At 39.3% G+C, this 24,484-nt stretch carries 9 protein-coding genes; all 9 read right to left on the minus strand.

The window, feature by feature from the left end:
* Window positions 1-3: 3 nt before the first annotated feature.
* On the minus strand, window positions 4-912 hold the full coding sequence (rsmH, locus tag JIV24_RS03870; protein WP_200463695.1) for a 16S rRNA (cytosine(1402)-N(4))-methyltransferase RsmH: 909 nt from the start codon (window positions 910-912) through the stop codon (window positions 4-6).
* Window positions 913-917: 5 nt separating this feature from the next.
* Window positions 918-1,388: a division/cell wall cluster transcriptional repressor MraZ gene (locus JIV24_RS03875; RefSeq protein ID WP_200463696.1), complete on the minus strand. Its 471-nt coding sequence runs from the start codon at window positions 1,386-1,388 to the stop codon at window positions 918-920.
* Window positions 1,389-1,987: 599 nt separating this feature from the next.
* Window positions 1,988-2,647 (minus strand): response regulator transcription factor, encoded by a 660-nt coding sequence (locus JIV24_RS03880; RefSeq protein WP_200463697.1) that lies wholly within the window; start codon window positions 2,645-2,647, stop codon window positions 1,988-1,990.
* Window positions 2,644-4,626: a PAS domain S-box protein gene (locus tag JIV24_RS03885; RefSeq protein ID WP_200463698.1), complete on the minus strand. Its 1,983-nt coding sequence runs from the start codon at window positions 4,624-4,626 to the stop codon at window positions 2,644-2,646. The genes JIV24_RS03880 and JIV24_RS03885 overlap by 4 nt, the downstream gene beginning before the upstream one ends.
* Before the next feature lie 258 nt (window positions 4,627-4,884).
* Window positions 4,885-5,424, minus strand: coding sequence for a hypothetical protein (locus tag JIV24_RS03890; protein ID WP_200463699.1), 540 nt, complete (start codon window positions 5,422-5,424; stop codon window positions 4,885-4,887).
* Between the two features lie 637 nt (window positions 5,425-6,061).
* Window positions 6,062-13,672, minus strand: a complete 7,611-nt coding sequence (locus tag JIV24_RS03895; RefSeq protein WP_200463700.1) for a S8 family serine peptidase — start codon at window positions 13,670-13,672, stop codon at window positions 6,062-6,064.
* Between the two features lie 3 nt (window positions 13,673-13,675).
* The gene (locus tag JIV24_RS03900) at window positions 13,676-15,145 is read right to left on the minus strand and encodes an FISUMP domain-containing protein (RefSeq protein ID WP_200463701.1); all 1,470 of its coding nucleotides are present in this window, start codon (window positions 15,143-15,145) and stop codon (window positions 13,676-13,678) included.
* Between the two features lie 73 nt (window positions 15,146-15,218).
* Window positions 15,219-22,826, minus strand: a complete 7,608-nt coding sequence (locus tag JIV24_RS03905; RefSeq protein WP_200463702.1) for a S8 family serine peptidase — start codon at window positions 22,824-22,826, stop codon at window positions 15,219-15,221.
* Between the two features lie 126 nt (window positions 22,827-22,952).
* Window positions 22,953-24,455 carry an FISUMP domain-containing protein gene (locus JIV24_RS03910; RefSeq protein WP_200463703.1) on the minus strand — a complete coding sequence of 501 codons (1,503 nt, stop codon included), beginning with the start codon at window positions 24,453-24,455 and terminating at the stop codon, window positions 22,953-22,955.
* Window positions 24,456-24,484: the final 29 nt, after the last annotated feature.

Genomic DNA, 24,484 nt, shown 5'->3' on the forward strand with positions numbered 1-24,484 from the left:
ACTTCATAATCTTTCTGCCACTCTAAGTTTTGCGCTTCGCGCCCTGTTATTGCGCTCAATCTCTTCATCATCGGGAATGATAATTTTTCTATTCACCGCTTTAAACGGCACATCTGATCGTCCGTAAATATCTTTGTCAGCTTGCGTTTTATCACAATCTCCTGAGCGAATAAAATTCTTCACCAACCTATCTTCTAAGCTATGGTAGGAAATAACAGACAATCGACCTCCTTGCTTTATCGAATCAGTACTTTGCATTAGTACCGACTTAAGCACGTCCATTTCCTTATTAACTTCAATACGTAACGCCTGAAACACTTGTGCCAGAAACTTTGAATTTTCTTTTTTTGGCCCAATTTTCTCAGCTAATTCTTTTAAATCCGTTGTGGTTTCAAATGGCCGACTTGCACGTTGATTAATAATTTCCGATGCCAGCTTATACGATGACTTTATTTCACCATACTGCCAAAAGATACGCTTCAAATCATCTAACGCGTATGTATTAACCAAATCAGCTGCCGTCATTTTTAGACCTTGCCCCATTCGCATATCTAATTTCCCATCAAAACGGAATGAGAACCCACGCTCTGCAGCATCAAAATGATGAGACGACACTCCCAAATCGCCAAGTATACCATCTACCTTATCGATTTTCAAATACTTTAGGAAGTGAGACAGGTACTGAAAATTATGACGAACAAACAACAAACGTTCATCTTCAGGTCGATTCTTATATGCATCCTCATCCTGATCAAAGACAACCAACCTACCTTCGTCATCTAAACGGCTCAATATTTCGCGAGAATGCCCTCCCCCTCCGAAGGTCAAATCAACATAAACACCATTGGGCCTTATATTTAAACCATCAATTGATTCATTGAGCAATACCGGTATGTGATACCCTTGTTCCATATCCTTTACTTTTCTTCTTCACCGCCAAAGTTAGTGCCTAGCAACGCTTCTGCCAACTCTCCAACTTCATCGCCAGGCAAACCATCATCCTCCAACTGTTGCTTACTCCACATTTCTATCTTCTCACCAACACCTAACAATACCACCTCGCTATTAATGGCAATCATTTCCATTAAGCGTTTAGGCACCAGAAATCGACCATTGCCATCTAAATTCACTTCAGCAGTAGAACGAAATAATGCTCTTTTCAATCGCTGATCTTTCTGACGAAAACTACTCAGTTTACTCTCAATCAACTGAACCTCCTTTTGCCATTCACTTTGTGGAATTAAATCAAGACAATTATCAAAGAGGTTTTTGCGCACCACAAAAGCAGTCTGCCCCTTATCACTCATCTCTTTTTTGAAGAGTGAAGGCAAGACAACCCGCCCTTTTGCGTCGGGCTTACAAGCAAAATCACCTATAAATGTGGCCATTACAAAATATAATTTTCAATGGTAAAAGTATAAAACTTTAAAACCACTTGCAACCACATTAACCCACTTTATGACACTTGTTGATAACTTTTTGATTATTTTGATACTAAGAAGAGGATAATGTGCGAAGACTATGTTGTAGGCCGTAAGTTAAATTGTAGATGTTTTGGAAGTTAAAATGCGATTTTTTTGAAAAAAATAAAACCGCATAATTATGCATAATATTTTATCGAATAAAACGATCGTTTAATTACTAATCATACTACCTCTATAAGGGACGATAATAATTTAATCCTTTATCGTTCTTGAGGCAACAAGTCTTCAGTAAAGAAATATCAGAAATTGTTTGAATAAACTATAGGCGTGCTAAATCCTTTAAATTGATTTTATTCTTTGTTGATCAATAAAAATCAAATTTAATTATCGCATATACCTTTGTAGTAATGCTAAAAACAACTATAGCGAATTAGCCAAACTCAAAATATAATTAAGCTAATCAATTTACCTTTTAGTCATAGATAATATAAGTTTGATGAAGTACTACACCAGATATAAGTAAAAGGTTACAGGTACAATAACTCGATGCTTTTTATTATGAATTATATCTCAACAACCTTATTCTTAATAGCCCAAATAATCAAACCTGCATTGTTTTTAGTATTTGTTTTTTGCATCAATCTTCTCTTATTGGACTCGATTGTAGCGAGGGTTACAAACATTTTTTTTGCCAATTCTTGATTGGTTAAACCTTGGCAAATAAATTCAAGTAAGCGCACCTGATGGTCGGTTAGGTTGAGTAGCTCCTTCTTAGCTTGATTATCCTGTGTGATTTCTTCTTCCAGTCCGTGTATATTCACAATAATAGAGTGTAATAAATCAGGTGAAAAGAAATTGCCATCATTATTCACCTCACGAATGGCCCCCTCTAATTCTTCAGGCGTTGATTGCTTTAATACAAAACCTCTTGCTCCGGCAGTAACCATACTGTAATAGTATTTTCGATCGGAATAAACACTCAGTGCAATAATTTTGATATCCGGACAAAGGCTAACTGCAAGCTTTGTAGCATCAATGCCGTCCATAACAGGCATTCCAATATCCATTAGAACGATATCAACATCTAAATTACGCACATCATCTGTAAATTCTTTTCCATTGCTGTATTCAGCCACAATTTCAAAATCACCTACCGCATTAATCAGTAATTTAATGCCTTCCTGAATCATGGGTAAATCCTCTACTATAACTATGCGTATCATAAATATGTTGTTTTAAAGATCGCTTCAACTTGGACCCCGTTATCTTTACTTGAAATAAATGAAAACTGCCCACCTAACTTCTCTATTCGGTTTTCGAGGTTTACCAGTCCTAATCCCTTGGCCGATTTTTGTTCTGAATCATAATCAAACCCGACACCATCATCATTATATTTGAGTGTCAATACATTACCCACTTGCTTAATACTAATATTAACATTAGTAGCTTTTGAATATTTTATGGTATTATTAATCAACTCTGTTAATAAACGATACAAAACAAATTCAATAATTTCATTTGTACGGCTTGTCAGGTTTGTATCAATGGAAAATTCAATTTCATGTATCGGCCTTAGCTTCTCACAAAAAGCCCGAATAGCCTGCACTAAACCAAATTTAGCCAAAATATCGGGACTGATATTATTCGATATTTCCCTTATGCTACTTATGGACTCATTTAGCAGTTGTTTAATCCGTTCATTGTATTCCCTGGCTTTTTCTTCATCTTTTTCGTTTCGTAAGATATGTAAATAACCCAATGTTGTTGAAAGAACAGGCACTAAACCATCATGCAACTCCATCGCAAATCTGGAGCGTTCACCTTCCTCTGATTTTATCATGGTGCTTAATATCTCTGTTTCCTGACTTTTTTTCTCACCAATATCGCGCACCACCGCCCATATGAGATCTTTATTCTCCTCATTAAGTTTATAGATAACACAATCAGAATAAATTAATTTTCCATCTTTTCGGACGCCATCAACCTGAATATTCTTAGCACCAACACGTGTTTCTGTAGCCAGTTTCAAAACTAAAGATTCCCAGTCATAAGTTTTATCCAGAATAGGGATATCGTGATACTTTCCAATCAGTTCATCTTTCGAATAGCCAATAAAGTCGCAATAAGCCTGATTGCAATCAATGATATGAAGTTTTTCATCCAAAAACAGAATACCATCTATGCTACCCTCAAAAATTGACCGATACCGTTGCTCACTGAGCTTTAGTTCTTTTTCAACTTTCTCCTGCCTGGTAATATCTATTGACAAACCTCCTACTAACATTTTATTTTCTTCGCTTAGTAAAGGAAACTTAATGACTTCGTAGTACTTATCCCTTTCCCCCTCAAAATCAACATATACTTTTGTTGTAACAGATTCTCTGGTATTAATAACTTGTTGATCTATTTGTTCCATCTGCCTGGCCAACTCTCCAGGAAATACATCATGAGCTGACAAACCTAACATATCCTGACGATTTAACTTTGCTAATTCTAAGATAGAACTATTCCCAAACACATACTTCTTACTTTCATCTTTAATACTTACATGAAAAGGATAAGCATCCATAAACGATGTAAATCGAGCATTCTGAAATTTAACTTTCTTCAAAGATTCTTGTAGTTCGTTGGAATAATTAACAACTCTTTTAATAGCTTTAATGTACAAGACGTAATACATATTGAGCATATATCCAAGATAGCAAAGCGCAATGGCATAGAAAAAACCATATGCAAACCACATAAATAAGTCATCCATGTACTCGTCAAAATCCACTGCATCGGTCAAAAAAGAGAACTCATGTAAGAGTGCAATTGTAAAATATCCTATGAAATAGACAAAAGAATAGGCAAAAGCTAAACGCTTACTATATAATATAAGTGGGAGAAAGTTAACTGCAAAAAGGATGAAAGCAGCTCCTGTAAACGAAAAATTAACCAGTGTAGCGAATGAAACAACAAGCACCATTACTGTCAGAACATGGATAATAATCGAATAGTTTACCTTTTTTCTAAAGGCTAAAAGCCCGATAGCAAATACAACAACAAAAATGTGCAAATAATACACATTTAACCAACCAAAATAGAAAATACGAAGAAGGGAAAGAAGTGAACCTGGTAAATATGTTAGTGCTGCCCCCAATACAGCCGTATTAATTATCTTTTGTTTAAGTTCGTCTAATTCCTGCTTGAATACGACCATAGTCTACAACGAATGATTTCTTTATAAATTATTTTATGATAATGTTTCCTTTATCCTCCCCAAAAGCATTTCAATCTGGTAACTAAAGATAGATAACGAGCTTTAGTATTGCAAATTGATATTATATTATATTCAAACTCATTTGCATTACATCAATGATATCATGTTGTTGAATAATACATTAAAAAAAGAGAATAAATACCACTATTTATTCTCTATCACTTCTTAATTAAGCTATTATTGTCAATCTCATAATAATCAAACTTCTACGACTATAGGGTTAGCAACCAAGCACTGTTTTTTAAACTCCTGCCCTGTTTCAATTAAGGCCTTCCAATCACCCGGATAATCTACATTAAATTGAGTCTGCTCACCATTATAATTAAACATTAGTCCGGCACCTATCATTCTCCATTTTCGATATATTTTAATATCAGAAATACCCTCAATTTCAAAACTCATCTGAGAATGACTCTCAGCAGCTTTAAAAAACAATTTTTGATTCGTCATAAATAACTTACCAACCTTCTTTTTATCACCAATGCAACAAGCGATTCCATCTACCAGAATACTTTCCTCTTTTTCTTCAATACGAATATTTCTCAGTGCTTTAATCTCTTTATAATTCATAATTCGACTGATATAAAATACGAGTACTCCGATAAACAAACTTGAAACTAAACTGATTACGAACCACCAATATGTATTTACTTTACCCCACAAAACACCAGTTAAAAAAACACATATAAAACTGATTAAACCAAAAACTAATCCCCATTTTAAATATTTATACCACATTCTATCTCTTTTATCGTCATTACCTTAGCAAATCATTTCATCTCAAGGAGAATTGTAATTTCCTTCACCGAAGTCGCTAGATGGTTGCTTGAAGAGGGGAGTCTCCCCTCTTCTGCAACCTACAAACCAAAACTCTGTCTATGAAATGATTAATTAGTTATATTCATTTGTTTGTTTAAGAGTGTACCTCAAACTCATCAACTCACCTATACAAATATGTTAATTCGAAGAAAATATCAGCCGTTAAAATTCATCATAATAGGAGCCATTTCTCACAATTTCTCCTAAATGAAATTAACAAACACAGGCACATCTTTTCTCAACCCAACACCCTACAACACTCATTATATGCAACTTAAACCTATCATCAAATTAGTAAAAAAATAAGCGTATAATTTTAAGCCGTCAATTTAAAACACCAATCATAGCTATTGGAGGAGAGAAGGTAACCTACACGCCCTTCTACTCCTTCCAATCACAACCTAAACCTACCTATGAAATCTTTCTTGTCCTATTTATTAATTTCCTTAGTCTTTCTTATCCATCCGTTGATGGTTTAAGGCAGGCCCTAAAGCCTGCATTCAGGTTGTTTTATCTTTAAAAAAACAATAAACGTTATTAACATTAATCACAGTCACTACTGTTTTATTACCACCTTACAGGTTCCTATCTGCTTATCATTACTCATCAATCGACACAAATATACACCAGGTGCTAAGTCATGCACTTTTAAGTTTGACACCTGAATACCCTCTTCAAATGTTCCCAAGTTCATTGTTTTGTGTAACTGTCCTTGTAAGCCATAGAGCTGAAGAGAAACATCACCTTCTTCCTTCATTTTAAACACGACATTTGCCATACCGTCAGCCACCGGATTTGGTAATACCATCACGCCAGCAGCTGATTCCACAAATACCTCGTTAATACTTTCAAACCCATTTGGAGCAGTACTTACGTCATCCGGATTATTAGTGATCAAAACATAACAGCCTACGGCCGTAAATCCATTTTCATAACCATCATCAGCAGCAAATACCACAAAACCAGTACCTGTTTGCAGAGGATGTAAGGATATGTAGCTATTACCAATTGCCATATCTATCAGCTCCGGTGTCCAGTTACCGGCATACATCCGCAATTCATCTCCGTCAGGATCAGAAAATACATCCTCAACGGTAAACGTCCTGATTTCCGGATCGGCCATATTCAGGGTAATTACACCATACTCCTCATTAAATACAGGTCTACGGTTCAAATTCTGAACCTCTACACATATGGTATCATGCGTAATATTACCACTTACATCAGCTATCTGAACCGGATAATTGTATACGCCTGCACTATTGTAGTCTGTTTTAATAGATACCTCAGCCAGATTCGGCCCGTGCTGCACCAATACAGGTACCAATGTATCATTAGTCTGCTCTATGGATATGGTCACCTCTTTACCTTCCGGATCATTAAACAGGTAATTCCAAACGGCTTCTTCGGTCTCCCTGACTTTTAGAGTATCGGTGTATTTATTAGGCCACATTTTTAATTGTGGGGCTCCATTCACATGCATTATCAACTCGAATTCATCACGCGAATGATTCTGATCATTTGTATTAACAATAATACGTGCCAAATTACTGCCAACCTCTCCCTTCTCAGGATACATGGTTGCAGTCACTTTAAGTGCTTCCCCAGGTAAAATTGTTCCTTTAGATGGCTCTAACTCTACCCACTGCCCTTCTACGGCTGCAGTTACTCCTCTTATCTTCCAAACACCATTTAAACCGCCTTCTTCAGCAATAGGCAGCCAGCCTCCAAATTGAGAATCCAACTGTACTGTATCGTTATAGTAAGGTGCTGTCCACGATTTCCACTCCAGATCTTTATCGCCTGGAATTTCATAAGCCATCTTGTTCGAACTGGCCGGCGGCGCTACTTCAATAAAGAATTTCTCACCTTCAGGAATGTTAATAACAGTATTAAGCGGAAAGTACACCCACTCATCCTCCACATAGCGATTGATGGTATACTGCTGCTGATAGATGGTATCGCCTCGTTGTGGCTCATCGCCACCAAGGTAAATAGCAAGCTTAACCTTCTCATTCAATGAAGTTAATTTAACAAGTGTTTGTACATGTGTTAAAGAAAAGCCACCTTCCCCGGCGATAAATTCATTAGCAAAACCTAAATGTGGTGCCTGGAATGATGTGAAATGTCCATCCGCCAAACTTTTAACATCATGTTGCACCGAGTCCATTGTTACAGGTTGGTCGGTATGGTAACTACCAGGCTCACTAATTACTCCCGGGTATGTTTCTTCACCTCCCTTGCCTGCCACTGCAGCCAATAAATCATATTCCAATGGTGATGGACCCGCATTAGTCATAGTTATTACAAATGTCGAATCTTGTTGCAAGTGGTAGCTTTGATCCTGAGCATCCCATGTAAACACAGGTGAATCAACAAATGATGCATTCACATGTGTCGTTACATCCTTTGCATTACTTATAAACGTTATTGTTGCATCTTCAATATTCGCTTCTTCCGGTAATTGTTCTTCTGAAAGTTCTACTACAGGAATATTCGAACGAAGTGTCAGGGTTTGCCATGGTAAGATTTCGAGCGGTGGAGCCAAAAGTCCTGAACTACTCATTATAATTTCATTTCCTTGCTCATCAAACAGGTTCAGATCAGTTAACTTATCGTGGGTAATTTGATTAATAAACAACTCATTAACACCTGTATTTTTAAGAACTATTTCCCTCTCCAGAACCAGTTGGCTATGATAAATTTCATTTATCCAAATGATACTATCTACTGTTTCCAGAACAGGTTCACCGCTATAGTTTACAAGTACCGGAATTTCAGTGCTTGGCTGTGCCAGGCTATTAGTATGCAAGACAACTGTATCACGATATGCACCCGAATAATTTACCAGGCGACCATCCAATATTAATTGCATATCTTGTGTTTGACCTGCAGAGATATTGTCTGATAAAGAAGGTATTAACACAATACTGGTAGAATCCTGAGCCATTGGCTCAAAATTCATCACCATTAAGGATTCGCCAATTACCTCTTGCTCGTCAGGGCTCTCGATACCCATTGAAAAACCCCCTTTATATCCTGACACATCCTTATAATGAAACCAAATGTAACCATCGGCCGTTAATTGCAACTGAAAGGTCATAAGGCCTTGCGATACGAAATCTACACTCTTAAAATTCGTCCATTGTAGTATCACACTGCTATCTGTGTCTTCATAATACCATACGCCATCGCCTGCTTCACTAGGCTGTAAAAAGCCATTCCAAAATGGTGCAATCATGGCTTTTAATCCATCATCTGGTAGAAAATCATAATGACTCCCTTCTGCAAATGGTTCTTCAAGTGTAGCATATCCATTATTAGATACCCAAATGGTATCATACAGCTCGCCATAAAAAGGAAATGCGAAAGGCAACTCTATCATTTCATGTTTACCATCTAAAATCTCGTACTTGGTTCCAAGACCTTTAATATTATTCCATCGATGAAATTCTATGCCTTCCTTAGATGAGCTCATCTCAAACCCAGGAATATCCTTAAAACTCTCATTTAATGGATTTCCTGTTACATTTTTCGGATCTTTTAATTGAGTAAATAATCCATTAGTTAAGGTATAACTAAGTTCATCGGTATTGGCATCAACACTAATGCTTACTGGCACTGTACTAATTTCTCCAGCCCTTAAATCTAGGGTTAAGCTTCCATCTACGGACAGGTTATACGAAGGATCATGCCTCCCCTCACCTTTTAACATTACAGCTTCCTGACTACCATCACCATAGCTCAGTGTTAAACTACTATTGTATTCCTGAGCCTGCAATGGTGCAAAAATGACAGGAATCTGCACATTACCATCAGCAGGTATCACAATTGGAGTCAAGATATTGATTGTATAGGCAGGGTTAGCCAATGCAAGGTTTATTATTTCCCCGTTTGCACTTCCGGTATTAACAACATTTAAATACAAAGTATCGGCATCACCAATTCTAAGCCAATCAAAGTCTATCTCACTGTCGGCCGCTAATTTTGCTTCACCAGTAATATTGACTGTTAATGCTATTTCCTCCTGACCTGACTGTGTATTAGCTAAAACTTTAATTCGATTGGTATATATGCCCTGATTTAACTCCAACACTGAAGGATCAATCGTAACAGGAACGCTTATAGCACTATTAACCGGCACAAGCCCTTTAAGCCTGTTGCTGGCATATACCATATTTGCATCACTCAGCGGTTCAAAACGAATGACCATGCCATCGCTTACTGTTTTAAGATTGTCAGAAAAACTCGTATACTCATACCAATCTTCCTCCAAAATACCCTGTATACCAATAGCATATTTTATCTCAGGTCGTTTATTGAGTTCTGAAACATTCTTATAACGATATTCAATAGCCCCATCCTTAAATAAGACCAGCTGGAATTCCATTTTACCTGGCGTCTCATTCGAGTGCCTTTTCACTGCCAGATTAATATCGAATGTAAATACCACTCTATCGCCAAAGCTATGGTAGTAAATATTATCTACCTCCTGGTATTTAGCATCCATCCATAGAGGGCTGAAGGCTCCACTGCCAATATCCATAAATTTAGCTTCCTCTTCTGTGAAAAAACCTAAATCTCCCCATGAGTAAAAGAACAATTGCGGCACAGATTTTCCCGGTAAAGACCATATGCCGGAAAGCACATTGTTCTCAAAAGGAAACTTCAGGCCTAAATCGATTGGTGCCGTCTGATAACGCAATGAATCACCCCGAAGCACCTGAGAAAATCCCTTTATCTCATCCCACTGATTAGCGGCTGGTCCACCGATATCATTGGAAGAAAGCATCTGATAATTTATTTTATCAGGCATTCGTCCTGTTTCTACAATTAGCTGTTCATAATCTTCGAGAGAGTATTCCAATATCGCATCTGATGAGGCATTAGTAATGGTCAACTCCAATTCTTTAACTTCACCATCTAGCAAGGTAATCGCTGTTTGATCCAAACTCAGGTTCATTACAGCAGGTGGTGTTACATCAAATACAAGATCTGCATAATACTCACCTACATTGGTAGTTAAAGTTACCCGATCAAACAACTGCCCTGTGCTTAAGGCTGTATAGCTAAAGGGGAGCAGTGCCTTTTCACCTGGCAATACCGATACAACACTATCCGGATAATCCTCCAGAATTGTATTGTCAACATTGTATAAACTAGTAACTATTAGGGTATCAAGTCCCGTATTTTGAACTTCCAAGTCTAAGGAACTTGCTACATTCTGTAATAATTTATAAGTATAAATTTCATTTACTTCACATTCAGCCTGCTGACCGCTCACTTCTAACAACACATCAATAGCAATACCTTGTTTGTTACGATCATTGGTATTAATACCAATGGAAGCAGAGTGTTTACCATTGGTTAGATTCCCGGCTTCAACAGACACCAGTACTTCTTGCGATTCACCTCCATTTATCTCTCCGAAATTCGGTGCTAAATAAACATATGCACCATCCTTACCAGTACTAAATGCACCAACCAATGGGGCTACACGCCGATAATTCATCAACTCGAAAGCATTTATATAGGAAACTCCATTATTGGTTGATAGCAGGAAATAATCGGAATAGTCACCGGCGTAATTACTATATTCCATCACCAAGGGGTATTTCTCTTCAGGCGAAAAATACAAGACTACCCAAAAATATTCCCAACTCTCGAACTTTTGAGCTTTATATAAAGGAATGCGACAATTCTGCATGCCTTCTTTATTTTCCGGCACATATTCCTGAAAGAATACCGTTTCGGCATTGGCTAAAACTCCTTCCTTACTTTTCTTTATCTCAATTTTAACGGGCGAATCGTTTAGCAAGGTACTTAATCCGAGATCCACATGGGTCATATTGAAGCTTTGATTTTCAGGGACTCTAAAACGAGTCGCAAAAATCAAACCGGCGTTGGGATTACCCGTACCCAATGTAAATAAGGGGCCTCCCGTGAAATAACTATAGCCTGATTTATAAGCCGTATTATCGTATTTAAAAAGTTCTGGAGAATAAGGTACCCCACTACTTTTTAATATAGAGACATCTTGCTCATACGAACGTGTCGCCTCAAAAAATTCAGGATTAGCTGCAGCTACAGCGGTAGCTTCTTCCCTGGCTTTTTCCCAATCACGGTAATTAATCCAAAAATCATTGTCATTGATAACAGAGCTGTTCCAGTACAATATACCTTCCCCAACATTTGAAAAAGTAACCGGCACCTGTGTCTTATCGGCTTGTGTCACATCAATATTTAAGTAAATCTGACGTGTTGATTCGGCAAACTTAGGTTCATCAGTTGTTACAAAACTGATTATGTTCGACACCTCTGACATATTGTCAAAGCGATCGCTCGAACTAATGGCCGAATAATACTTAGCCTGCTTTCGAAGGCCTGCTACTGAAATAGAAACGGTATCCCCTGCCTCATAAGAATTTTCAAAAGTAATCAGACTTTGCTGATAAAAATTACTATTTGTAATCGGTTCTAAAGAAAGTGCTAAGTGGAAGTACTTTGGCTGAAAATTATCACTGTCGCGTGGTACTGTCCACATTAATCGTACTTCATTATGAAATACTTCACTTGCCCTATAATCTTCAATCTTATCCGGTGCTATACTACTTTCATCTACAAGTGTATTTAAGGCATTTAATTTACCTACTCCATACTTACCCTCATCTTCAAAATCAAAGGGATCGACGGCGTTCAATAATATTTTCCTTAACTCGTCGGGACGCATGGAAGGCCCACCATATTTTGCAAGTACGAGAGCGGCAACACCCGACACATGTGGACAGGCCATCGAAGTCCCCTGAAAAAAACCATATTCATTATCAGGCAAAGTACTCAGAACTCCACCTTCTTCATTATAGTAGGCCTGATCACCTCCAGGTGCCAATATGTCCAGCCATTTACCATAGTTAGTGTAAGGTGCAGGCTGCCCGGTTGGACCTGATGCACCTACTGAAATAGCTTCATCAAAGGCAGAAGGATAATGGGCATGCTCGCGACCGTCATTACCTGCGGCAGCAATAAAAATACCGCCATTCATCGGACTGCCTTCGTATTGGCCTGCTTCGGCAATAAAATACTTTACTGCATCGTATACTTCCGGTTCAAAGAAACCTGGCTGTGAATACCCCCATGAGTTCTGTGAAATAACTGCTCCGTGGTCAGCACCATAAATGATCGCTGCCGGAAAGTTTCCTTCACCTCCAGGTCTGGCATCATAAATTTGGCATGCCATCAGGCGTACACCATTACCTGAACCATCACCACCAGCTACACCGGCTACACCAATACCATTATTAGAAACAGCACCAATGGTACCAGCAACATGCGTCCCATGATCGTGTGCAGTTACAGGTCCGCCAAAGACGAAATTATATCCGTAAACATCATCCACATAACCATTTTGGTCATCATCAACGCCTTCTTCACCATTTAACTCTGCCTCATTGACCCATAGATTGTCCTTCAGATCTTCATGCTCGGTATCAATACCACCATCTACAACAGATACAATAACATCAGAACTACCTGTTGATTTAGCCCAGGCCTTTGTTAAATCAATGTCTTCATTGGCATTTCCTACCCGTCCATCATTGGCATAATGCCATTGATCGGGCAGAAGTGGATCATTAAATTCTACTGCCGTTGAGCCGCTCTTTAATTGATTATTTACAATGACCTTTTCTTTGGCTTTACCTATTAAACGAAGTGAGTCAATATTAAAATAGACAGGTCCTTCATCTGAACCAACAAACACTTTTTTATAAACAGGCTTAGCTATTGCCACATCTTCCAGCAATCGGTATTGCTCAGAAATTGCTTCCGGATTCATTGAGGCATCAAATTCCAACTCGAACCATAAGTGTAAACCATATTCGCGGTGCTTGGCTTCATGCTTCAGAGAAAAAGGAAATACCCGGTGAATACGTTTAATGCCAAAACCATCATTTAGGGCATCAATTGGCTCAATGCCTAAAGACATAGTGCTATTTTGTGAATGAGCACCTTTTAGCTGATTGACTTCTTGCAGATTCTCCTTCTTAAGTTTGATACGAATTTTACCTTTAACAAATTCGTTTTGAGACCCAGTCACTTGCTGAGCACCTGCTAAGAGTGTAATCCCAAGACAGACAATAATAAAAATATATGATAATTTTATTCTCATTTCTTACTCCTCCGATTTAATATCACGTACATAACGCACCGAGCATGTTTGATACAAAGCTGATACTTCCTGAGTTACTGAATTATAGTGATCAAAAAACATTAACTTACACCCGTAGGTATCGGGGTTGAAACTATCAGTCCAGAGGTACCCAATTTTCCCCTGGTCAAAAAAGAAATCCTTATTTTCAACGTGGTTACCACTATAGGAAAGTAATCCACCAAATACCAAATCCAATCCGGTTTCTCCTCCATCAACTAATTTTGGCATAGCACGGTTTTCTCCCCCTAAGATCTCTACTAAATCTTTTATTTCCTGCAGTGTTGGAATACGCCATCCCTCTGGCGCCCATTCATAGGCTGCCGGGTAATTATACAATCGACCATAGTACTTTCTGTCTGCTTCCGTTTCTACGGCATATCCATCTCTAATATAGGCTTGACTTGCCTGTCCGTAGTAGAAGGACCAGGCATATTCATTAGGAGCCTGATAATAATTGAAATTCTCGGCGAACCATTCCAGTCCGTTTAATTCTACGGTATGATAATGTTGACCATCGCGTTCATCGACAAAAAGCCCCCACTTATCACGAAAATGAATATTCACGGTATCTGTTGATGTATATCCATCTAATTCCACCGTCCAGGTCAGGAAGTAATCCTCCATTGCCTGGCCTTCAAACAAGGAGGTCGCATGCTGACTCATGTACACTAGTCCACCTTCTCCTTCAATAAGGTTCCATTGGCCGCTTGCTCCTGCTGGCAAAAAGCCCTCAAGAGCAGTATATTTTATTTCGTCTTCAACCTTATTTCTGATATAACGACGATCCTCCCCTGCATCAGCACGCAAGGTGTCAGTATGTAATGCTATCGACTTCACATCCTCAACCTTAAAAGTAGAATCAACAGGGCTGTAATATACAAGTCTCCAGCTTAATTCGTAATCAGTTCCTTCTTTACCAATAAACTGTGCGATATGATTATCGGCGTGCTCAATTCGCCCGCCATCACCAGAAATAATTTCCCAATGACCTATGGTCCCGAATTTCGCAGCTTCTGCTTCCAATTCAATCGACACATTATTAAATAAGGTATCGCCAACGTTTGTTGTAATTGATGCGTTTAAGGGCTTAAATGAAACCGTAATGGTTTCTGCTTTATATTCCTTTCCCTGACTCACTTCCCAGCCAAGGCGATACATCTCTCCCGGCATACCGGAAAAAGTAGACTTAGGATCCTTCTCATTGCCAAGTTCATAATGCTGTCCACTATAAACACGCCAGATCCCTTCCTGTCCTTCAGGGGGCTCTTCAGCATTTAAAGTGACTGTATAACGCTCGTTCTCAATATTGAGAAAACTTTGCCCCGCTTGAGGGTTTAGATTAATCTCATCATCCTCTTTTGAACAACGGATAAAGGTAATTGTCGTGAACAGAATAAGAGAAAGAATATGAATTGTAGTTTTTTTATTCATTACTGTTGATTGGACCAGTGAAAACTGATAATACAATAGCCCTCTCTTACCTATGACAAGAGAGGGCTACTAATTACTTAACTATTATTTTAACTGTATTTTTCACTTCATTATTTACCACAAAGCGACACAGATACAATCCTGGTGTTAATGTTGAAAAGTCAACTTGCTCCTGATTAAGGCCTTCGCCTCTTTTTGTATTCAGGTAAGCATCAATGTATTGGCCTTTCATATTGTATAATTCCAAGCGAACATCGGCATCTTCTTCCAGATTGAACAACACATTAGATGGTTGATCTTGCACCAAATTAGGTGAAATGACCATGCCCTGTGCCAATTGCTCCATCAAGTGTTCATTGCCTTCGAAACTATTTAAGTCATTAGGTACCGCATCCGGATTATTGGTAACAATTACAGTACTGTAATCGAACTTATAACCATTTTCTTTACCATCGTCGGCAGCAAAAACAAGGAAGCCAATTCCTGATGCTTTTGGATGAAGCGTAATATAATCGTACCCTAAGGCCATGTCCAAGACTTGTTGGTTAATATTACCAGCCTGCAAGTACAACTTATCACCATCCGGATCGATAAACAAATCATTGATTTTAATGATCATCGGATTTGGATCTGCCAAATTAATCTCAATGTTCCTATAAACCGGATTAAAATATGGGGTTCTGTTCAAGTCAGCCACTTCAAATCGAATGGTATCGCTCAATACATTACCGGCAGCATCGGTCAAACTTACCGGTATTTCATAATAGCCATCACTATCATAATTGGTAATCACCTTAACCTTAGCACCATAAGCCGAAACAGTCTCAGTTATAACTTTAATGGAATCATTATTAATTTCATCCATACTGAACGTTACTGTTTCTCCTTCCGGATCTTCAAAAACATAATTCAGAAAATGCGTTTCGGTTTCCACCATGCGCAAGGTATCCTGATAACTGTTCGGTTTAAATACTAACTCAGGGTAACCATTGACTTTAACATTGTAATTAATCCTGTTTTCTTTGTTAGACACATCATTGGTCACAACAATCAGTTGTCCTTCATGCTCACCTTTATTGGCAAAATCACCGCTTACTGTTGTTGTAATGTCAACTGACTCACCACCAGCGACTGTACCATTTAATGGCTCGGCTGTCAACCACTGTCCATCATCACCAATGCCAGTAACAGGTCTGATTTTCCATATCCGATCTGATTCTGTTGGATTCCATAGAAGAGGGTATTTCCAATGGTCTGCACCAGTACGAATGGTGTCTTCCATGGCGTATTGCTCACCTATATGATTATCGTAACCCATCGCTCCGCTTTGCTTTACCGATACCCAGAAATGCTCACCATCCTGAATACTTACTGGTTCCTCAAGTGGAAAATACACCCAGTTTTCAGTCACTTGTTCTGGTATACGGTAAGTTTGTCGGTAGGCTTCAATGCCTGGTATTAGCGTCGTATCAGGATCAGGCCACTCCACATTGTTATCCCAGTCCGGAATAGTCCAAGCTCCTTCCAATGGTATTCCACCTCCCACGGCAATGTGTAAATCCACCAACTGATTTGGGTCAGGTAAGTTAATATTCACCTTAACATGGGTGATCATTAAACCGCCTTCAGGGGCATCAAACAAATTCGTATAATAGGCCGTATATGGTTTTTGATAGCCATCGGCTAATTGCTTACGATCATGTGCAACCGAGTCAATGGTAATAATGTTACTTGTTAACAACGTGCCAAACTCCTCAATATCACCTGGGTATTCACCTTCCTGAAGCTTCGGCACTACCGTTGGCAGTAACTTATAATTTAAATCCGTTTCCCCATTATTACTGATGGAGAAGGTATATTCATACTCTTCACTATTGAGCATTTCAATGTTTTGATCAACAGCCGTCCATGCAAACTCAGGAGACGATACTACATTTGCTACAAACTGAGTTGAAACACTTTCAAAATTTCCTTCAAAACTCAGTACACCATCAATACTTTCCAAAGTATTAACCGGCACCTGGACTATCAGGGTATCATTCTCCCAAGGATTCAATACTATTGGTGATGATAATAAACCTGAGCTGCTTGATCTTATTAACTGGTTTCCATCAGCATCATACAAGCTTAGCCCCACAAGATTAACATCCGGAATTTTATTTACAGATGCGATTCCACGCCCTTTATTGGTCAAAACAATAGCTTGTTGTGCCTTGGCATTCACAGTTACGCCCTCTTTATAGATTATCTGACCAGCATCAATCACTACAGGTGCTTTAACTACGCTAACACCATTGTTTACAGTCAAGCGAATTGGTACTTTTCGCAAAGCATCGGTTTTGCTTCCGCTATATAAGGCCAAAGTATCTTGGTATACCCCATCGGCATAAAGATCCTTAGCTGAAAGCTGTAGATTAAAGTTAGCCGTTGTTCCTTCCAGAACTACTCCTTTTGATGGAGGTGTGAGGGCTAAAGTCATGTGATCGTTTATTGTTTTATAGTTCTTGGTTAAAGAAGACAGACGATACACTTCCATGGTCTCCGACTCATCAGGGCTTTCAAGTCCATAATTTAATGGGGCGTCCCACAAATCAATATCGTAATAGTGGAAGTAAATAGAACCATCATTAACTAATTCTAACTGAAAGGTCACATCATATGACATATAGCCTCCGTCACCAATAAACTTATCCCATTGTATAATGACACGGTCGTCCAATTGACGTAGAAGTACCCCTCCTCCATTTTCATCAGGAATCATGCTTGAAACGTGAGGACCAATCATTCCCATAATACCATCCTCTTTCAAGAAATTCAGATTTACAATATCACTTTGTGGTAAGATTGGTGTGACATATCCGTTCTTAGACACCCAGATGGTATCAAATACTTCACCATAGTAGGGGAATTCAAAACCTAAATCTAGTACATACTGACCACCCTGAATAATGTGTAAGGTATCCACATCGTCGTAATCGTTTAGGTCGTCCCAACGATGATCAGCACCATGTATTTCTCCTTCTTGCCAATTGTAGCCGTAAATATAGGTATCGGCGTGTGCTTTAAAGCCTTCTCCTAATTGTTGGAAATCCTCTTCAGTAAAGCCTTCACCCATTCTTTGATTATCGCGAATAGCTTTTGCGAAAATTGAATTCGTAAAACTATACTCCAAATCTGCATCTGTAGCTGCGATGGTAAACGGAATGTTTATCATCTCACCAGCATTGATTTGTTCATCAATGCTTGCTGGCAAATTCGTTATCATTACCGGGTCGACTTTTGCAGTTGCCGTAACAATTGACGAAAGCGCCTGGCCGTTTGTAAAGTTGATAATCACACTGCTTGATAGCTCGCCTGCAACACTTGGAGCGTAGGCTACCTTTAATTGTTGCGTTGAAAACGGAGCTATTTCAAATGGCAATTCGCTAAGCACAGATAATGCATTATCGCCAAACACCACTTGTCCTGCCGTAATGGTTTCAATATCACTGCCAGAATTTGTAATTGCCAGGAAAGTTTCGCCCACTTGCCCCGTATTTACCACATCAAAGGCAACTGTGTCGGCCAATGATAGTTGTGGTTCGCCTGTAACGGTTATATTAACCGGTATTTCCTGAAATAAATCAGGTGTATTGGCTTTTACACGGATGGTATTGGCGTAGCTCCCTGCAGGAGCGCCAATTTGAGATGGCTCTACTTTAAAGTTAATTTGTTGCGCTTGTCCTCTAGCTATTGAACCACCAGTATCATCAGTAGATACCAGGTTCATATCCTTCTCCGGAGCAAAGCGTAACACTAAACCATTTTTAAGTGGTTCCAGCCCATCATCCCAGCGGGCATAACTGACCGTATCAGCCGTATTAAATCCTTTAAAACCGATAACACAGTTATTTAAATTATTATTAACAATGGCATCCACATTATCGTAGCGGTACTCAATGGTTCCATCAGCAAATAAAACAACTTGCGTACGAATATCGGGCTCATTTTTGTATTCATCTCCATTCAAATAACCAATTAATGTAAACACAAATCGATCCCCAAAATCATGATAATAAGCATCCTTGAAACTAACATTAGCATCCTTACAATCCATGCTTACGAAGGCAAATCCAGTATTCACCCCATTTTCATCTTTACCAGCCCCATAAATTTGAAGGAACCTATTCAATACCAATTCACTTAACTCGGTATGGAAGAATGGGAAGTCATGCTTCAGCTTAATGCGATGTGCATTATAAAAATCGCTTGGATATATTTCGGCATATGGCTCAATGTTTTCCCATGAATTTGCTACCGGACCACCCACATCATCAGAAGTTGTAATTGTATAGCTTCCTCCATTGAGTTGATAACCATTATAAACACGCGTACTATGATACTCATTGATATCATAAGCTAAAACGGAACCCGTTCCGGTATTAGTAATATCCACTAATATATCTGCTGAACCATTATAAGGTACTACAACATCAACAGCAGAGGCTGCAGAAACGGTCATGGTGGGTGCTTCAGCACTGCGCACCTGGGCCGTCATCACCTGATCGCCTATATTTGTATGAACGGTGATATCTTCATTATAGATACCTGTTTGTGTAGTCAGGTAGTTCAATGGGATACTAAGCTTTTGCTGAGGTAAAATGTTGATGGAGTCTTCAAATGCTTTGGTGTAATAACCATTAACATCACTAACATCTTTGATGGTCAAGGTATCGTAACCACTGTTAACCACATCAAACAAGAACTCCTGTTCTACATTGGCAAAAGCATCAAAGGTATAAATATCCTCAGCTTTAAACCCGGCTACTTGTCCGCTTACATTTACTTTTACATCAATAGCAACCCCAGGTTTAAATATATCGGTTGTATATACCGATAAAGTAGCCATGTGTTTACCATTGCTTAAGTAATTGGCATCAACAGTCACCTTAACATCCTGAGGTTGACCAGCCTTAATAGAACCGGAAGTCGGATCAATGAATGCGAAAGCGCCATCTGTACCAGATGTTAGTGCTCTAACAGTAGGCACTCTATTCACACCGATTGTATGATAGGCTTCATTATAGGTATAACCATTGTTAGTCGATATCATAAAAGCATCTTCGTAATAAGGGGCATTTTGCTCCACTACCAAGGGATAAGGTTCTTCCTTAGGAAAATGCAGTACCACCCAGAAATACTCTTCCTCGTGCATATTCTGCGGTTGATAAAGTGGCATTTTCCAAAAGTTCATCACATTAACTGTATCTACGAAAAACTCCTGGACTAATACGGTATTTGCATCTTCAATCCGTTCGCTGCCTCGTTTAACTTCAATGGTAACTGGCTTTTCTTTTTGGGTAAAATACAAAGCCATTTCAATGTGTGTCAAATTAATAGGTCCCTGAAAACGTGTTCCGTATATCAGACCCGCATTTGGTGAACCGGAACCTACAACATCGTAATAGCCATTACCAGTCTCATACGATTGTCCGCCTACACTAATTGTTTGGTCATTTAAAAAGTGCTCTTTTGTCCCACTTTTTAAACCACCTTCTTCACTTTGTAAATAAGGTCGCGTAGCATGATATAATTGTGGTTCGGCAGCAGCTGCTGCAGCCTGCTCGCTAATCGTCTCTTCCCAATCAGCTAGGTCTATCCATAATTTGCTATTGTTCATGGTTTCGCTGGCCCAATGCACCAAACCTTCACCATCATTAGAAAACTGAATGTTTTTTGATTCAAGTGCCAGCAGCGACACATCGATATCGAAGAACAGTTCGCGTGTTGACTCCTTAAAATAGGGTGCATCGGTTGTGGTTACTTCCAATACGTTAGAAATAACAGATGTATTGCCATAACGGTCAGAAGACTTAACGGCAAAATAATATTTTGTCTGCTTTTGCAAGCCGGGTAAACGAATCTGCACGTTTTTACCAGCTTCATATGGGTTTTCCAGATCAAAAACCTGTGCCTGATCAAAGTTTTTAGCCGTTAGCAAACTACCACTCACAGCAAGATGAAACTTAATAGGGCGAAAATCATCAGAATCAACCGGTACTGTCCACTCAAGAGACAATTCATTGTGTGCAATATCAAAAGCACTTAAATCATCAATGGCATTGGGCGCAATACGTAAATCCTCCGCTAAGGCATTTAAGGCATTCAGGTTTCCTATTCCATAGTTATCATTGTGTTCAAAAGTTAATCCGGTGGTCGAACCTAATATCATTTGTTCTAACTCAGCAGCCGTAAAAGACGGTCCGCCAAACTTAGACACCACCAATGCAGCCACACCTGAAACATGTGGACAAGCCATGGATGTTCCCTGCTGATAACCATATTTATTGTTCGGCAAGGTACTTAGTACTCCCCCTTCAGGGCCGAATGAGCCACTTTGATCTCCTCCCGGAGCAACAATATCTACCCATGGTCCATGGGTTGTATAGGGCGCATTATTTCCTTCAGGTCCTGTCGAACCTACTGCAATTACCTCCTCGTGCGCAGCCGGGTAATGTTCTTCCATTTTACCGGAATTACCTGACGCAAAAAAGAGAATACCACCTTGCATTGGACTACCTTCAAAATAACCAGCTTCTTCTTTAAAATACTTAATGGCATCTAGTACTTCAGGCTCCCAATAACCAGGTGTTGAATAACCCCATGAATTTTGCGAAATAACAGCCCCATTATCTGCACCATACACAATGGCTGCTGCAAAACCTTGACCACTACCGCCCCTGGTATCATAGGCCTGACATGACATCAGGCGCACTCCATTACCTTTTCCGTCTTGAAAATCACCACCGGCAATACCCGCAACACCAATGCCATTGTTAGAAACTGCAGCAACCGTTCCGGCAACGTGTGTTCCGTGAAAATGGGCTGTTACCGGGCCACCATAAACAAAGTTAAAGCCATGAATATCGTCAATGAAACCATTTTGATCATCATCCACTCCAGGCTCACCATTTAATTCAGCTTCGTTCACCCAAAGGTTATCTATTAAGTCTTCATGTTTAGGATCTATACCACCATCTACAATGGCCACCACCACATCAGTACTTCCTGTTTCTTTAGCCCAGGCTTTAAATAAGTCAATATCAACATTTTCCGCACCAATGGTTCCATCATTTTCATAGTGCCATTGGTTCACCAACTCAGGATCATTAAATGCAACAGCTTCATTGGCATTACCAGACGTACTTTTTAGAGTACTTGCAGAATAACTGCCGGCGGAAGCAACTAGCCGTAAGGAATCGACATTCACCTCAACAGGTGTGCCATCCCCTTCAATAAATATTTTTTTATACACCGGCTTAGCAATGGCCACATCTTCTAATTCGGCATACAGGGCCGCCATTCCATTAGGATTTTCAGAAACATCAAAATCCAATTCGTACCATAAATGTAAATCGTGTTTACGGTGACGCTCTTCGTTTTTAGGAGAAAATGGAAATACACGACTGATGCGTGTGACGCCCATATCATCGCTTAACTGATCAATACGCTGTACCCCAAGTACATTGGACGTACCTGTGACATTTGCCCCTTTTAATGAGCCCAGCTCCTGCAATTGCTCTTTATGGAGCTTAATTCTGATTTTTCCTTTAACGATGTCGTCCATCGGCACCTGAGCCTGAACAGCCAGCACTTGCAGGAAAACAACTATTAAGAGAAAATAATATTTTAATTTCTTCATATGAATACTATTATTCTTGATGATAAACAGAAATGAACATAGATTACAACAACGCCTTCGCCTCTAAAAACTACACGTAATCACAACTTAAATTCCACCTACCAATAAGCCTTATCTTTAATTCATTTATTCACTTACTTCCCTGACATAGCGTACAGAAATACCTGTAAAGAAAGCAGACATCGGTATCTCGTGAATCCCTCCGTAATTACTACTGACATGAGCACCAAAAGATTTGAACTCTTCTGCCTTGTAATCGGACACCATGTAATAAGCCGCAATACCTTGTTCGGCGAAATAATCTTTCTGCTCTGGTCTATCATTGCTGTAAGCCATGCTTCCACCATAGATTAAATCCAAACCTGTCTTTCCACCAAGCACAAGATCATCTGTAGACATACCTTCAGAAGTAAGGTAGATCATTAAAGCTTCGAACTCGTCAAAGCTAGGCAATCGCCAACCATCAGGTGGTGTGTCGAATAAGGCCGCATAATAGTTATAGAGTCGTCCGTAATGTTTTCTATCTTCCTTGCCTTCAACCGGAACACCATCCTTGATTTGTGCACGGGCTGTTTGACCATAATACCAGGATCGGATATACTCGGTGTAAGGGTGTACACCTTCTGAATATGGCTTACTATCGTAATTGTAATTATCAGCCATCCATTCCAAGCCGTTTAGGACTACAAAACGGTAATTCTGATCGTCACGGGGATCGGTCCACATACCCCATAAATCACGGAAGCGTATCTCAACCGTGTCTGTCGAAATGTAGTTATCAACCTGAACCGTCCAAAGTAGTTGATAGATTTGATCAGCCGAACCTTTAAATACCGAACTGGCATCATTGGCAGCTAATACTTCTCCATCAGTCGCCCCCAGTAAAGTCCAGGCTCCTATACCACCGGCTGGTAAAACCGCATTGAGGTTGGTATATTTAATATCTGCTTCTTTCGCAGTAATAATATCCAGGTTATTTTCTCCTGCATCGGCACGCAAAATATCGGTATGAAAAGATACTGATTTATGATCCTGAACCTTAAAAGAAGAATCAACAGGACTGTCAAATGATAATATCCAATTTAATTCATAATCAGTCGCTTCTTTACCAATAAACTGCGCAATATGATTATCTGCATGTTCAATTCGTCCGCCATCGCCTGAAATAATTTCCCAACGACCTTCGGCACCAAACTGTGCAGCTTCTGCTTCTAGTTCAATCGACACATTATTAAATAAGGTATCGGCCACATTTGATACAATAGATGCATTCAATGGCTTAAATGAAACCGTAATGGTTTCCGCTTTATATTCTTTCCCCTGTCTTACTTCCCAGCCAAGGCGATAGATTTCACCCGGAACACCATAAAAAGCAGACTTTGGATTATTTATATTCTCGAAATAATAGTGCTCCCCACTATAAACGCGCCAGATTCCTTCCTGACCTTCTACCGGCTCCTCTGCATTGAGAGTCACCACATACCCCTCGCTCTCGACATCCAGAAAACTCTGCCCCGCATTTGGGTTGAGATTCACGATGTCGTCATCTTTGGAACAATTACTAAGTACCAAAATGATACTTAGTAAAATTCCAATCTTTGTTAAACACTTATTTATTTTCCCAATCATAGACAATATTTTACCCTTTTATTAATTTC

This window comes from Carboxylicivirga marina, assembly GCF_016612505.1.
Lineage (GTDB): Bacteria > Bacteroidota > Bacteroidia > Bacteroidales > Marinilabiliaceae > Carboxylicivirga > Carboxylicivirga marina.